This window comes from Agarivorans sp. QJM3NY_30, assembly GCF_050870855.2.
Taxonomy (GTDB): domain Bacteria; phylum Pseudomonadota; class Gammaproteobacteria; order Enterobacterales; family Celerinatantimonadaceae; genus Agarivorans.
In genome coordinates this window covers 269,121-283,190 of record NZ_CP194038.2, presented here as the reverse complement: position 1 = coordinate 283,190, position 14,070 = coordinate 269,121, and the positions used below count along the sequence as shown (strand labels likewise).

The following is a 14,070-nucleotide window of genomic DNA, read 5'->3' as shown; positions in this document are numbered from 1 at the left end:
ACTAGTTCCTCCTCAGCTTCACATAACCACCTGGCACGACGGCCACAACACCCAATATCTCAAGCTCAGTTAACTGAGCCAGTACAGCATCAACAGGTTGTTGAGTGCTTAAGACCAAATCATCAATTGAAGTGCTCTCATATGCTAAGTTATCCAACAATTGCCGATAAGGCAAATCTTGTTCTTGCATATTTTGCTCCAGCGACGCTAAATGCTGTTCTGGCTGAGCAACAAAACCAACTAACTCTTCTGTTATATCGGCCGCAGAGGTGACTAATTTAGCGCCTTGCTGAATTAAGTGATGGCAACCTACATGCAAAGGGTCATCAATAGCTCCAGGGACAGCGAATACATCACGGCCCTGTTCAGCGGCATAATTTGCGGTGAGTAAAGAGCCACTAGGCAGCCCGGCTTCGACCACCAAGACCGCTAAACTTAAACCACTGATAATACGATTTCGCCGAGGAAAGTGATTAGCCTTCGCAGCGGTACCGGGCCAAAACTCACTTACCATCGCGCCTTGTTCCGCAATCTCATGCGCCAAAGCCTGATGCCGTTTTGGATAAACGCGATCAAGCCCCGTCGCCACGACTGCAATCGTGCCGTCGCCCCTTGCCTGCAAAGCACCCTTATGGGCTGCAGCGTCAACGCCTAAAGCCAAGCCACTGGTAATAGTTAGTCCTTGTTGTGTTAACTGACGAGCAAAGTCTTGAGCTTGCTGTAGGCCCCGCCAACTCGCATGACGACTGCCCACAACTGCAAGTTGCTGGCTGCTGAGTAAGGTTGGATGGCCTCGCACAAATAACAGCAAAGGGGGCCGCTGTATTTGTCTTAAACATTCGGGATAAAGCGGGTCGAAGCAACCCAATAAATGACATCGCTCCTGCTCTAACCAACGCAGGGCAAGCGACATACGCACTTGTTCTGGGTGCAACAGCGCCTTAATTTGCGCCTCACTAAACTGCCAGGCAGCAAGTTGCTTGGCATCTGCAGCAAATAATTGTTCTACACTACAACGAGTTAAGACCGCCAACAGGCGGCTGGGAGAAAAGCGGGGCACTCCGGCCAGCCGCAGGTACTGTTCAAGCGTTAAGCTCGGCAGCAACTATAAACTCTCGACCAAATAATTAGCCCGCACCATCACTCTACTGTCGGTAATAATGGCATAGCTGACCTTATCATAAGATTTAAATACCATTAATTCGCCCACTTTTTCATTCGGCAAGGTCACCCGCTGATCTTCCTTATTAAACAATCTATCGTAATGATTAGCCGTCTCTTCGTAGGACTTGCGTTGTACCTTATCAATCATCACCTGGCCGGGTTGAGTAATCGCAAACATATCCCCCGGCGCAACATGGTCACGAATACCTTTATTAATCACCACTACATCGTTACGACTCATTACAGAGGTATCTGTGGCAGCAGAAAGAATCACCCCGGGCGAAGCAAGTTGCTTATTATTTGGCACAAAATAGGCGGGTAAGCGGTCTTGGTCAGGCAACGCCAGTATGATGTCACCTTGATTAATTTCTTTTAGTACCTGAACAACCTTAAACTGGATCATATTATTTGGGTGTAAGCGCTCCGCCAAACCAACTCCAATAAAATTCAGTTTTTGCCCTAAATTTTCTTTAGTCTCGGGATCTGTATATTTATCACCGACTCGATAGATCCCGTAATATTTACCCGGTTCGGCCTCACCTCGAACATAAATAGCCCGCCCTAAAGCAATCCGCGACTCAGCATCGTTATCACCGAGTACATAAGGGATATCTTGTAGCGACTGCTGGTCAATCACATGATCATGCGACAAGAAACTGCCAATCGCCGCCAGAGGAATGGTTGGAATAGGCTGCTTTTTTTCTTCAATGTGCACCTGTGGTGATTTCTTAACGATCCGCTTGCGCACTAAGCGTGGCTCGCCATTTTCATAAATTAGCGATAAGCGATCACCAGGATAAATCAGATGCGGATTTTCAATATGTGGGTTAAATTGCCATAAGCGTGGCCATAACCAGGGAGAGTGTAAATAAAGCGCCGAGATGTCCCATAAGGTATCGCCTTTCTTCACCACATACACTTCGGGGAAGTCATCTTTTAAACGCAAAGTGTCGGCCATTAGGTTACCCGCAAGTAGTAACGCAGCCACTAACCAAGCCCATTTAATCCCTTTCATAGTGTCTCCCGACGACATCCCTATTATGCAAAGCTGTTTTTTAGTCAGATAAATGACTAGAATTACCTTCAATCTACCAAAACCTGAATAAAGACTAAAGTTATGGCTGCACTCGAAGTATTGCGTTTTCCCGACGAGCGTCTGAGGACTATAGCGCAACCCGTTAAGAATATTGATGATAGTATTAGAATTATAATCAAAAATATGTTTGAAACCATGTATCTAGAAGAAGGAGTTGGCCTAGCTGCGACTCAGGTCAACATTCATCAACAGATCGTGGTTATCGACGTATCGGAAGAACGCAATCAACCCTTGGTGTTAATTAATGCCAAAATCATCGAAAGTGAAGGTGAACAGCTGAACGAAGAAGGTTGTTTATCAGTGCCTGAATATCGCGCTGATGTACCAAGAGCTGAAAAGATTAAAGTACAAACACTAGATACCGATGGCAACCAGCAAATTTTTGAAGCTGAAGGCTTATTGGCGATTTGTGTACAACACGAGTTAGATCACCTGAAAGGGAAATTGTTTATCGATTACCTCTCCCCGCTGAAACGCCAACGGCTAAAAACCAAGCTCCAAAAGCTTGCAAAACGCTAAACGTAAAACATCAAATTTGGAGAACAGCGTGAAGCCATTGCGGATCATCTTTGCAGGCACGCCCGATTTCGCGGCGCGCCATTTAGCAGCACTCATCAATAGCGAACATCAGATTGTCGCAACTTACACTCAGCCCGACCGCCCAGCAGGGCGCGGAAAAAAGCTGCAAACTAGTCCGGTAAAACAACTGGCCGAACAACACCAAATTCCCGTTTATCAGCCGGAGAATTTTAAAGCTGAAACCGCACAACAACAGTTAGCGGGATTAAATGCCGATTTAATGGTGGTGGTGGCTTACGGCTTGCTATTGCCACAGGTGATCCTCGACACGCCACGCTTAGGTTGTATCAACGTGCATGGATCTCTATTGCCACGCTGGCGTGGGGCAGCGCCGATCCAACGCGCTATTTGGGCCGGTGACAGCCATTCCGGGGTCACCATCATGCAGATGGATATCGGCTTAGATACCGGCGATATGTTATTACTTGAAAAAGTCGCCCTCACCGAGGATGAAACCAGCGCATCCCTGTATCAGCGACTGGCCGAAGTTGGCCCTCTATCGCTCATCCAGGCGGTTGATGGCATGGCCCTAGGCAAGTTAACCGCTACTCCGCAAGATGATACGCAGGCGAATTACGCGAAAAAGTTAACCAAAGCCGAAGCTTGTATCGACTGGCAACAAGACGCCGAATTTATCGAACGCTGTATTCGCGCCTTTAATCCATGGCCGGTCAGCTATTTTCCGGTCGCCGAGCAAAATGTGAAAGTCTGGCAAGCCAGTGTTGTGGCCATGCCAAACACCGCCCCCCCGGGAACCATACTCAGCGCCGATAAGGGCGGAATAGTGGTTGCAACCGGCAAAGACGCCTTACGCTTAGAACAAATTCAACTGCCGGGCAAAAAAGCCTTAGCCGCCGCCGATGTACTCAATGCCCGAAAGGACTGGTTTAGCCCCGGTCTGGTGCTGGAGAATAAACATGGCTGAACAGCCAAAGCTCAAACAAATTAACGCCCGTGCGGCTGCCGCCAATATTTTGTTTCAAGTGGTCGACCAGGGGCAATCCTTAAGCCAAATGCTGCCTCGCGTATTACCGCAAGTCGTGGCGCGAGATCATGCGCTAGTTAAAGAGCTGTGTTTTGGGGTATTGCGCTGGTTGCCGCGCTTCGAAGCGGTGTTACAGCAATTGATGGATAAACCCCTCAAAGGCAAAATCCGTAACGGCCACTTTTTATTAATGGTGGGGCTCTATCAGCTATTTTATATGCGGGTACCTGCGCATGCCGCAGTCTCTGAGACCGTCTCAGCCACCCAGCAACTCAAGCTGCATAGCTTAAAGAAATTGGTCAATGGGGTACTGCGAAATGCCGAGCGCCAACGCGAGCAACTTGAACCGCAGTTAACCGCCAACGATAGTCTGCAATTTTGTCATCCAAGCTGGATCACCAAACGACTCAAGGCTGCTTATCCGCAGCGTTGGCAGGATATTTTATCCGCCAATAACCAACATGCGCCGATGTGGTTGCGGGTCAACGCCCTTCAAGGAACGACTCTAGACTATCAACAACAGTTAAACCAGCTGGAAATTGGCAGCCAGCATAGCGAGCTAGCCCCCCAAGCCTTATGCCTGGAGAAAGCCCAAGCAGTCAATAAGTTACCTGATTTTGCTCAAGGAGCGGCTTCGGTGCAAGACGGCGCAGCCCAAATGGCAGCTGCGCTACTCGATGCCCAGGCGGGAGAACGAGTCTTAGATGCCTGTGCCGCACCGGGCGGAAAAACTTGTCATATCTTGGAATTGCAGCCACAACTGGCCGAACTCGTCGCGGTCGATACCGAGCAAACTCGACTCAATCGTGTTAGTGAAAATCTACAACGTTTGCAGCTAAAAGCCACCTTACATTGTGCCGATGCCAGCCAACCTGAGCGTTGGAATCAGCAGCCCTTTGATAGAATTCTACTGGATGCGCCCTGTTCCGCTACTGGTGTAATCCGTCGCCATCCCGATATAAAATGGCTCCGCAGAGAAGCCGATATCGCCGAGTTAGTAAAACTACAGCAACAAATATTAACCGCGCTGTGGCAACATCTTAAGCCCGGAGGCGTATTGCTATATGCTACCTGTTCGGTGCTTCCAGAAGAAAATTACCAACAAATCGCGGCATTTTTGCAACAAACTGCTGATGCTGAGTTGCTCCCAATTAACCAAAACGAAACGGCTCAGCAACCCGGCTGGCAACTTTTACCCGGTGACAATAACATGGATGGCTTTTATTATGCGCGTCTGCGTAAAAGCAACGGTTAAGCTTGCCTTTAGCTGCAGCAAAGGTAACACTAAAAATTGGCAATGAATGCTTGAGGTATTGTTAGGATAATGAAAATAATCATTCTTGGCGCGGGTCAGGTTGGCGGCACGCTAGCAGAGAACCTAGTCGGCGAAAAATCAGACATCACTATTGTTGATAATGATCAGGATCGCCTTAGAGAACTGCAAGACAAGTTTGATTTACAAGTCGTATTGGGACATGCAGCCCACCCCAGTGTACTGCGTGAAGCTGGCGCGCATGACGCCGACATGTTAGTAGCCGTTACCAACAGCGATGAAACCAATATGGCAGCTTGCCAAATCGCCTATACCCTCTTTAATACCCCAAATAAAGTCGCGCGGATCCGCTCAGAAGAATTACTCGCGGAAAAAGAGGCTTTGTTTTGTGACGAAGCCATCCCCGTCGATCATCTGATCGCACCTGAGCAGTTAGTCACCGATTATATCAGCCGCCTCATCGACTACCCTGGCGCCCTGCAAGTGATGCAGTTTGCCCGTGGCCGAGTGGGTTTGGTTGCCATTAAAGCCTATTATGGAGGGCCTTTAGTCGGAAACGCTTTATCAGTATTGCGGGACCACATGCCTGACATTGAAACCCGAGTCGCTGCGATTTTCCGCCAAGGACGCGCGATTCGGCCACAAGGCACTACGGTGATTGAAGCCGATGACGAAGTGTTCTTTATCGCCGCGAGCGATCACATCCGTAAGGTCATGGCAGAACTGCAAAAACTCGAAAAACCTTACCGCCGGATCATGATCGTGGGAGGGGGAAATATTGGTGCCGCATTAGCCAAACGCCTCGACAGTCAATACAGCGTGAAACTGATAGAGCATAATCAACGACGAGCCGAACAACTCGCCGAAATGCTCAATAACACAATTGTGTTTTGTGGTGATGCTTCCGACCAAGAACTATTGAGCGAAGAAAATATTGAGCAGGTCGATGTCTTTATTGCCGTCACCAATGACGATGAAGCGAACATTATGTCGGCGATGCTCGCCAAGCGAATGGGCGCTAAGAAAGTCATGGTGTTGATCCAACGCGGTGCTTATGTTGAATTAGTACAAGGCGGTGGGAGTGCCATCGACATTGCAATTTCACCGCAGCAAGCGACGATCTCAGCGCTGTTAACTCATGTAAGGCGTGCAGACATTGTTAATGTTTATTCTTTACGTCATGGCGCTGCTGAGGCGATAGAAGCGATTGCTCATGGTGATAATAATACCTCCAAGGTTGTCGGCCGCAGTGTTGGCGAACTTAAGCTTCCTCCGGGCACCACCATCGGCGCGATCATGCGCAATAACCAAGTGATTATCGCGCATGATGATACGGTGATCGAGCAAGACGACCACGTAGTGATGTTCTTAGTGGATAAGAAGTTTATTCCTGAGGTTGAGCGTTTATTCCAACCTAGCCCCTTCTTCCTGTAATTTAAGGTAACCGCTGGTGATTATCCCAAATCTACGGCCGATTATGTTTATCGTCGGGCTAGTGTTATCGAAACTCAGTTTACTCATGTTAGCACCACTCGCTTTAGGTATGGCTTACGATGAGCCCGACTACATTGAGTTTTTTTACACCATTGTACTGACTCAAACCACCTCCTTTGCGCTAATTCGTTGGGGCAGTAAGGCCACATTCAAGCTATCGGTTCGAGAAATGTTTTTGCTCACCACCACGGTCTGGCTGGTTGCCTGTCTATTTGGCGCGCTGCCGCTCTATCGTATCGACCACATTAGTTTTACCGATGCCTTTTTTGAAACCATGTCTGGCCTAACCACAACTGGCTCAACGGTATTGGCCGGATTAGATGACATGCCCAAGAGTGCTTTGCTGTGGCGTTCGATGTTGCAATGGTTAGGTGGCATTGGTTTTATCGTACTCAGCGTAGCCATCTTACCGTTTTTAAATGTTGGCGGAATGCGGCTGTTCCAAACTGAATCTTCCGACTGGTCAGATAAAAACACGCCCAAAACTAAAAACGTCGCCAGTAATATGCTAAAGGTTTATTTATTACTGTCGTTACTTTGTGCTGTTGCCTACCATATTACGGGTATGGACTGGTTTGAAGCGATCAATCACTCCATGACCACTATTTCCACTGGCGGTTACTCCACCTCCGATGAATCGATGGCACACTTTAGTAACGCCAGTCATTGGGTGAGTAGTATGTTTATGCTGCTAGGTGGCCTGCCGTTCTTATTATTGGTGCAAACCCTACGCCACCGCGATTTACGCTATATCTGGCGAGATGCTCAAGTCCGAGGGTTTATTACCGTCATCTTAGTATTAGGCGGCATGATGAGCCTATGGCTATGGCTGCATGGAACTTTCTCATTGCTCGATGCAATGCGAATTAGCACCTTCAATATTATTTCAATCATCACCACCACTGGCTATGGCCTCACCGATTTCAGCCATTGGGGGAATTTCACCACCGTGTTATTTATCTTTTTAATGTTGGTGGGTGCTTGTTCGGGGTCGACTTCGGGGGGTATTAAAATTTTCCGCTTTCAATTAGCCAGTGGTTTATTTTCACGACAACTCAAACAATTACTACACCCCAACGGTATCTACCCACATCGCTATAACGGCCGGGTTGTGAGTGAGCAGCATATTCGCTCCTTGGTCGCCTTTATTTTTGCGTTCTTCTTTACCCTGATCATACTCGCTAGCGGCCTCGCTTTACTCGGTTTAGATCCGGTCACCGCTTTATCTGGCGCGATGACCGCCTTAGCCAATGTGGGCCCCGGTCTCGGTCGAGTGATCGGCCCTGATCATAACTTTCACCTACTACCAGATTCCGCAAAGTGGTTACTCTCGATCGGCATGTTGTTGGGACGCCTAGAAGTACTAACAGTATTGGTTTTATTCTTACCCAGTTATTGGCGTTATAACTAAGCGGCAATTGAGCTTGCTCGCTTAGCTGCCCATTCAACAAGACGCTTTGTTAAGCGCCTAGTGTTTGCTTCACCCAAATACCTCGTAAGCCAGTACAGCAGACTTTGACTCGAACTTTTTAAGAGGTATTTGAGCTTAGTATGGCCAGAAAAATCCGAGCGAATCAAACCCATATGACCAAGCAACAGGGAACCCTTTTAACCGCACTCACAACAAGTAAAGCGCCCTGATTTAGTAGGAGCGTCGTAAGCGGGTAAAGTAAGGATTAAGCCACCACCAGAAGGTCAAATACAGAAAATATAGGCCAATAATGCTCCATTTGTGTCGATTAATCCCCTGATCCACCACTTCAAAATCCAGCTGCATTACCTCACAATAACCAATACTAATCAGCACCACACTATAAACGATAGAGAAATGCCATAGATTAAGCAGCAGTGAACGCAGTGATAATCGAAACATACACTTAAGCCAATAGCCCGAGCGGCGACTTGGTTATTGCCACAACCAACAGCTGAGCAAACACCGCAATGGCGGCCAGGCCAGCCAATATTCGAATCAACTGGTTAGGCGCACGCTTCAAGGCAAACACTCCCAGTAAGATATAGACCACTAATAATACAACCTTAACCGTCAACCAATTTTCAACCAAGGGATATTGTTGCGAAGCAATGCACAAGAAAATAGCTGCGACCAATAGTAAGGTATCAACCAAGTGAGGGAAAACTTTCAACCATCTGCGATTGAGCATCGCTGAGCCTTTCAAGGCTAACAACCAGCGGAAAACAAAACCAATAATACTCAGCATCGCCAGCGTCATATGGAGATGTTTGGCCATTGAATAGTATTCAAGCATGGTAATTCCTTGTTATGAATAGCGAACCGCCGCGAATTCAGCCGCTGCGGATCATCGGGTGTCACAATAATGCCTCAGTGTATGAGCTTAGCTAAGCGATAACAATTATTTTCAGCTCACCACAAACGCTTAACATAAAGTCAGCAAGCTCATTAAAAAACCGCCTATCGCCGCCAAGCAACAACAGCCACGACTTAAATCATCCGTAGAGTAAATGTATTTTTGTGATCGAGATCTCTAGGGCTTGTCGTGAAACTATGGGACAGTGCTTAACATTATTATCTTTTTATTAACAACATAATGAGGCCAAACATGTCAGAAGCACCTAATTTACTGCCCGCAATTGATATTTTAATGTGTCACACTGGCGCTTCATTTTTAGATGCTTGCCAAGAATTAGGCGTTGACCCTAATGAGATGGCAGAGCTTGCTGCCTCTACATCCGATGACAACAATTAAACACCATCGAACAGGAATCGTGTTGTTCAATACAGCATAGTTGAATAGACTAGCGGATAAAGTCCACTCAGATGAATTAACTAAGAATTAGCCGCAAAGGCAGTTTTTTGTTGATAAATGTCAGCGAACTAGCCTTAGATCCGCTATCTAGTTAGAATCAGCCTCAGCTTGAAACCTTATCAAATAGTCTTATATTACAGATTCTTGAATCCATGTAATTAGTTACATCATACGAGTAGTAAGCATGTCGCAACTTTATCGCGTTAATTTTATTTCTAATGGCAAAAATTATGAGCTCTATGCCAGAGATGTCTCCCAAGGTTCAATGTTCGGCTTCGTTGAGTTAGCCGACTTAGTCTTCGATACTCAAACCAAGCTCGTGGTCGATCCTAATGAAGAAAAATTAAAAACTGAGTTCTCCGGAGTGAGCCGCACCTACGTACCGATGCATAATATTTTGCGCATCGATGCTGTCGATGATATCGGCACCGCAAAAATCCATGAAGTCACCAACATAACCCAGTTTCCTTCGCCCATTTACACACCAAAACCATGAGTCGGCTTAGTGCTATCGACTGGCCTAAACGGAAGGCTCAGTTTGGCGATGAAGCGCTGGTTCGACATTGGTTGCAAGATTTTCTGCAGAGTAGCAAACAAGACCTGCTCTTAATTGCTCAAGCGCAACAACAACAGTGTTGTTCAAAGGGTTTACTGCAACAGTTGCAAGGCCTTGCGTCTTTACTGTGTAGCACTCCACTAAACCGCTGTGTACAGCAACTCAAGCACAGTGAGACATTGGAACAAGATCTAAGTGCCTGCTTAGACTGCTATCAACAAGTGTGCCACGAAGTAAGACGCTATTTAGCGTCTTAAGACGTATAAACGGTCAGGGTTTTATTAACCAAGTTCCAGCGGGCGATTGTATGTAATGACCACTTTGACTACGTTCAATCGCTTTTTTTCCCGCGAGGATAGCGACCTGCTGCTCACTTAAGCCATTTTCCTTGGCAATTTGTTGGTACTTGGCAAGTCGTTGTTGATTGATATTATTCACCAAATCACTGACTTCTGCGCGATGGCTTACAATTCCTAATAGACCATTAGTTTGTTCACCGACCCAACCTTTGGCCTTGGCATCATCTAAGTCCATCGCCGATACCGATAAGCTAAAACACAATAATAGGCTTAAAATCCAGCTATTCCACTTCATCATACTCTCCTAAAATAGCCCGCTTTCATCGTTAAACAAATCATCGAGCTGCTTATCAACTCGCACTCGAATTTCATGGTCAATTTTGACATTTAAATTCACCGTAATTGGCTTATCTACGGCCACCTCCACCCTTGGGGTACAAGCCATAAGCCCAAAAGTTACCGCTAAGGCAAAGGGGATACTTCTGAAGCGCTGTCGTCTATCCATTGCTGTAGTTGTCCTGACAATTGTTGGCCAATACGTAAACTACGTAATAACTGGTAAATATTTTCTTGATGACGATAGTTCAAAGTCACCAAACGAGGACTCAGTTGTTGATTGCGTCCAATCAGTTGCACTTGCATATCGAGCAGCCCATCTTCGGCAAAATCTAGCTCAGCTGCAAGCTTTTCATAATCAAAATCTTCCAATAAGCTTAGAGCAAAATCTAAAGAAGGGTGCTGCGCTTTTACCGCCAGTAAGGATTGGTGAGTGAGAGCGATATGCCCATGCGGCTCAACAACCGCCAGCGAGCCGCCTTTGATTGCCAAACCCTGTCTGCTCAGTTGCAGGGGAAGCGTCCCTGATACCGAGCCCTGCATGCTTAAAGCTAATTCGGGATAAAGTGTCGCCAACTGAGATAACTGGACCTTGCTCAACTGCAAAGATGTTTGGCTCGGTAGCTTCAATCTCAATTGAGCAAGCCTGCCCCGTCCACCTAAAGACCCAAAAGAGATATCGTCTAACAGTAGCGAGTGCCATTGTACCAAGGGGGCATAGTTAGGCTGCTGCCAATGCAGTTGAATATCGCTCACCGGAAAACCGATATCCCATTGCTTAATTTGCAACTCTCCCGCGTGTTTCCAACCAAGATGTGGCTGATAATCGAGCTGCCCCGCGAGCTGTGCATCGGCCAATGCCAACTCTCCCCACAAAGCATTTAGGCCACTGAGTTTAAACTGGCTACTCAGTTGCTCCGCTTGCCAAGTGAAGTGTGATTCCAAAGCTCCCGACAGTAATTTTGCTGGTTCAGCTAAAGGCAAAAGAGCCTGCTGCAAGGGTAATACATTATCGCTATGCAGCAGCCCCGACAGCTGCATCGTTGGCGTCCACTGCCACAGGCCTTCACCTTTAAGTTGCCAATCGGCAACCTCAACTTGCCAACCTTTTGCTTGGATTTTGCTCTCAACACTCGGCCAATCTTTTCCCTGCCAACGAAAACTAGAACTCTCCAGCCTTAACCGCCAATCTTGCCACCCTTGTAGCCAAGCCTTCCCCTCCATCGCCAAAGTAGGTAACTTAAATTGAGCATTTAATTGTAAGTGCTGGCCCGCTTTTCCCCGCAAGGAAAAATCTGCATCGGCAAATATTGGCCCATCCAATTGCGGCTGCTGAATCAGACCAGCCAATGCACGCAAGCTATGCTTCCCTAAATGGCCTTCTAAGATGAGGGTCTCAGCTTTTGGCAACAGCTGCAGCTTAATTGCCAAACCATCATCTTGTTGGTAGCTGGCAAGCCATTGCTGGCCTCGTTGTGAGAGTTGTAGTTGGCCATCAAATAGCGACTGCGCTCCCGCTTTAACTTGCAGGCGATCGACCGCGACCGAGCTCGCAACCACCGAGCTCGGTAAGTCCAATAAACCTTGAAACAACTGCAGAGCAAGAGGCTTTAGCGAAACCAAGCGAAACGGCTGAGCATGCTGGCCTTGCGCCAACAGACAAGCAAGGTCGATTTCAATACTTTCCACCTTAACACGCAGGGGGATCGCTTGCAGACGAAGACCGCTAGTGCGGACTTGTGGGCACCCTCCAAACTGAGCCTGAAGCATATCCGCGCTCAGCTCAGTGGCGTATAGCTTGCCCGCCAACAAGCAAATAAAACTCGCCATCAGCATCCAACGGTGGCGCCAGCGCATGACGCTACAGCATCTTATTCGCAGCCCACTTAAGCTCAGCAAACACTCATCCTTCCATCCACCATCGACATCACTTTATACTAAGCGCTTTTATCGCCAATAACGAGTCGCTAAACAAATCAATGCTGGCGTATTAACACTCAAATACAACGGAAAAAGTATAAACTTGACTCCATAGCAAGCTATGATGATAACTGGTTAAGGCCTCAGATAAAGGCCAAAACCAATAAATGATCACTTCAAACCCCAGGAGCCAAGGACCCATGCATACCATTCATCACTTCATTCAGTCCCATCGGAGCAAGCGCTAATGCCTTGGTGGTGGGCGGCAGGGATGGCGATAATTGTTGGCCTTGGTTTATACCAAGCTTGGCGCCATATTCAACAACGTCGCTGGGATAAGCAACAACCCCTACATCGCTTAGACGTTCGGGTCACTTCGCATCAACGACAAACCATCAAGCCAGTTGGCAAATCACGTGACAGCATGCCCGACAGCTATCGTTACTTTGTTGAATTCACCCCCTTAACCGGCGGTGAATCTCGGCGCTTTCAACTAAAGAAAAACCAGTTTGAGCAATTTAGCGAGGGCCTCGAAGGTCAACTTACGGTTCAAGGCAGCCGATTAGTTAGTTTCGAAACTAAACCTTCAGAGCTCAGCGATCCATAATAAGCTTAAGCCAACGGAGTTCCCAACGGGGTCGTCTGCTCGAACTGTTCTACAAAGCGAAGCCCGGCCTCAAGTCCTAGTTGATAGTCTTGCTCTAGGGCAGAGGTTTTACTACCGAGTAACTTACTCGATAAAGCCTGACTGGGATGAATTTGAAACACTTGCGCATCTTCTGGAGGTTGATGCATAAAATCCAAAGACTGTTGGTAAGCCTGTTCATGTATCAACTGATAATCGAGCGCTTTCGGACATTCTCCCGATTGGCAGACCCAGGTTTTTAAACGTTGGCTCCAAGGGGATTCAGCCACATAATCCTGTTGCTTGGTTCGAATCACCACAATCGTTTTTGCCCCCCGCCGATAAGCTTCTTCCACAGGGAGCGGAGCAGCCAAGCCACCATCAACGTAGTGCTCCCCCTCAATCTCAACGCCCCCCTTATATAAATATGGTAAGGCACTTGAGGCTTTTAGCAGATGCAACCAATTGTCCCGACTAGGGCTAAAATAATGAGCCGCCTTGTTGCGGGTATTGGTCGTGGCAAACAATAAACGGCGATACCGTAACAAAGACGCCGCACTGTTCACATTTAAGGGATCGGCTGGCCGATTCACCTGTTCAAAGTACCAATCCAAATCGATGATGCTTCGCCCGGTAAGCGAACGACTTAACTTGAAAAATCGTGCATGGCGAGAGGTCTCGGTAATTGATTTTTGGGCGAAGCCATGCTGACAACTCATATAACTAGATAAGTTTTGTGCACCGGCAGAGGTGCCAATCAGTAACTGAAACGGGTTGAACCCCAAGCTCATCCAGCTATCGAGCACACCGGCAGTAAAAATACCGCGTTGTCCGCCCCCTTCGGCGACTAAAGCTGTGTTTTCAACAATTGGGGTCTGCTGGCATGGGCCGAAACAAGTAGTCGCTGGGTACATCATCATGCTCTCAAGAAAATAATAAGACTAGCTTAAGTCGAAT

General features: G+C 47.4%; 17 protein-coding genes. 9 read left to right on the top strand and 8 right to left on the bottom strand.

The genetic code is table 11. The features are described 5' to 3' along the window. Position 1: 1 nt before the first annotated feature. Both dprA and ACRRSX_RS01285 read right to left on the bottom strand, forming a co-directional pair. Positions 2 to 1,105 carry a DNA-processing protein DprA gene (gene dprA / locus ACRRSX_RS01290; protein ID WP_432455013.1) on the bottom strand — a complete coding sequence of 368 codons (1,104 nt, stop codon included), beginning with the start codon at positions 1,103 to 1,105 and terminating at the stop codon, positions 2 to 4. After that, positions 1,106 to 2,179: a LysM peptidoglycan-binding domain-containing protein gene (locus tag ACRRSX_RS01285; RefSeq protein WP_432455014.1), complete on the bottom strand. Its 1,074-nt coding sequence runs from the start codon at positions 2,177 to 2,179 to the stop codon at positions 1,106 to 1,108. A 102-nt stretch (positions 2,180 to 2,281) separates the two neighbouring features. Here ACRRSX_RS01285 and def point away from each other — a divergent pair, with 102 nt between their 5' ends. From def to ACRRSX_RS01260, 5 genes are all read left to right on the top strand, one after another. Continuing rightward, positions 2,282 to 2,779: a peptide deformylase gene (gene def / locus ACRRSX_RS01280; protein ID WP_432455015.1), complete on the top strand. Its 498-nt coding sequence runs from the start codon at positions 2,282 to 2,284 to the stop codon at positions 2,777 to 2,779. A 28-nt stretch (positions 2,780 to 2,807) separates the two neighbouring features. Beyond that, positions 2,808 to 3,764 (top strand): methionyl-tRNA formyltransferase, encoded by a 957-nt coding sequence (gene fmt, locus ACRRSX_RS01275; protein WP_432455016.1) that lies wholly within the window; start codon positions 2,808 to 2,810, stop codon positions 3,762 to 3,764. Further along, on the top strand, positions 3,757 to 5,079 hold the full coding sequence (gene rsmB, locus ACRRSX_RS01270; protein WP_432455017.1) for a 16S rRNA (cytosine(967)-C(5))-methyltransferase RsmB: 1,323 nt from the start codon (positions 3,757 to 3,759) through the stop codon (positions 5,077 to 5,079). Before fmt ends, rsmB begins: the two co-directional genes overlap by 8 nt. 69 nt (positions 5,080 to 5,148) lie before the next feature. Further along, positions 5,149 to 6,531: a Trk system potassium transporter TrkA gene (trkA, locus tag ACRRSX_RS01265; RefSeq protein WP_432455018.1), complete on the top strand. Its 1,383-nt coding sequence runs from the start codon at positions 5,149 to 5,151 to the stop codon at positions 6,529 to 6,531. Positions 6,532 to 6,553: 22 nt separating this feature from the next. Beyond that, positions 6,554 to 8,002 (top strand): TrkH family potassium uptake protein, encoded by a 1,449-nt coding sequence (locus ACRRSX_RS01260; protein WP_432456114.1) that lies wholly within the window; start codon positions 6,554 to 6,556, stop codon positions 8,000 to 8,002. A gap of 231 nt (positions 8,003 to 8,233) precedes the next feature. On the opposite strand, the gene ACRRSX_RS01255 is transcribed toward ACRRSX_RS01260, so the two are convergent. Next, a complete protein-coding gene (locus tag ACRRSX_RS01255) occupies positions 8,234 to 8,464 on the bottom strand; it encodes a hypothetical protein (protein WP_432455019.1) in 231 nt (76 codons plus the stop codon). Between the two features lie 4 nt (positions 8,465 to 8,468). Next, on the bottom strand, positions 8,469 to 8,858 hold the full coding sequence (locus ACRRSX_RS01250; protein WP_432455020.1) for a SirB2 family protein: 390 nt from the start codon (positions 8,856 to 8,858) through the stop codon (positions 8,469 to 8,471). Between the two features lie 312 nt (positions 8,859 to 9,170). Between ACRRSX_RS01250 and ACRRSX_RS01245 the strand changes: the two genes are divergently transcribed. The 3 genes from ACRRSX_RS01245 (at position 9,171) to ACRRSX_RS01235 (ending at position 10,190) form a co-directional block, all read left to right on the top strand. Further along, the gene (locus tag ACRRSX_RS01245; RefSeq protein ID WP_432455021.1) at positions 9,171 to 9,317 is read left to right on the top strand and encodes a hypothetical protein; all 147 of its coding nucleotides are present in this window, start codon (positions 9,171 to 9,173) and stop codon (positions 9,315 to 9,317) included. 244 nt (positions 9,318 to 9,561) lie between these two features. Next, positions 9,562 to 9,873 (top strand): DUF1820 family protein, encoded by a 312-nt coding sequence (locus ACRRSX_RS01240; protein ID WP_432455022.1) that lies wholly within the window; start codon positions 9,562 to 9,564, stop codon positions 9,871 to 9,873. Then, the gene (locus ACRRSX_RS01235; RefSeq protein WP_432455023.1) at positions 9,870 to 10,190 is read left to right on the top strand and encodes a hypothetical protein; all 321 of its coding nucleotides are present in this window, start codon (positions 9,870 to 9,872) and stop codon (positions 10,188 to 10,190) included. The genes ACRRSX_RS01240 and ACRRSX_RS01235 overlap by 4 nt, the downstream gene beginning before the upstream one ends. A gap of 13 nt (positions 10,191 to 10,203) precedes the next feature. Here ACRRSX_RS01235 and ACRRSX_RS01230 read toward each other — a convergent pair whose 3' ends face one another. The 3 genes from ACRRSX_RS01230 to ACRRSX_RS01220 are packed head-to-tail and all read right to left on the bottom strand — an operon-like array spanning position 10,204 to position 12,398. Next, positions 10,204 to 10,530 (bottom strand): YdbL family protein, encoded by a 327-nt coding sequence (locus tag ACRRSX_RS01230; protein WP_432455024.1) that lies wholly within the window; start codon positions 10,528 to 10,530, stop codon positions 10,204 to 10,206. Positions 10,531 to 10,536: 6 nt separating this feature from the next. Continuing rightward, positions 10,537 to 10,677: a YnbE family lipoprotein gene (locus ACRRSX_RS01225; RefSeq protein ID WP_432456115.1), complete on the bottom strand. Its 141-nt coding sequence runs from the start codon at positions 10,675 to 10,677 to the stop codon at positions 10,537 to 10,539. 17 nt (positions 10,678 to 10,694) lie between these two features. Beyond that, a complete protein-coding gene (locus ACRRSX_RS01220; RefSeq protein WP_432455025.1) occupies positions 10,695 to 12,398 on the bottom strand; it encodes an intermembrane phospholipid transport protein YdbH family protein in 1,704 nt (567 codons plus the stop codon). Positions 12,399 to 12,735: 337 nt separating this feature from the next. On the opposite strand from ACRRSX_RS01220, the gene ACRRSX_RS01215 reads away from it, so the two are divergent. Beyond that, on the top strand, positions 12,736 to 13,095 hold the full coding sequence (locus ACRRSX_RS01215; RefSeq protein WP_432455026.1) for a DUF2500 family protein: 360 nt from the start codon (positions 12,736 to 12,738) through the stop codon (positions 13,093 to 13,095). Between the two features lie 5 nt (positions 13,096 to 13,100). Here ACRRSX_RS01215 and ACRRSX_RS01210 read toward each other — a convergent pair whose 3' ends face one another. Beyond that, the gene (locus ACRRSX_RS01210) at positions 13,101 to 14,033 is read right to left on the bottom strand and encodes a patatin-like phospholipase family protein (protein WP_432455027.1); all 933 of its coding nucleotides are present in this window, start codon (positions 14,031 to 14,033) and stop codon (positions 13,101 to 13,103) included. Between the last annotated feature and the right edge of the window lie 37 nt (positions 14,034 to 14,070).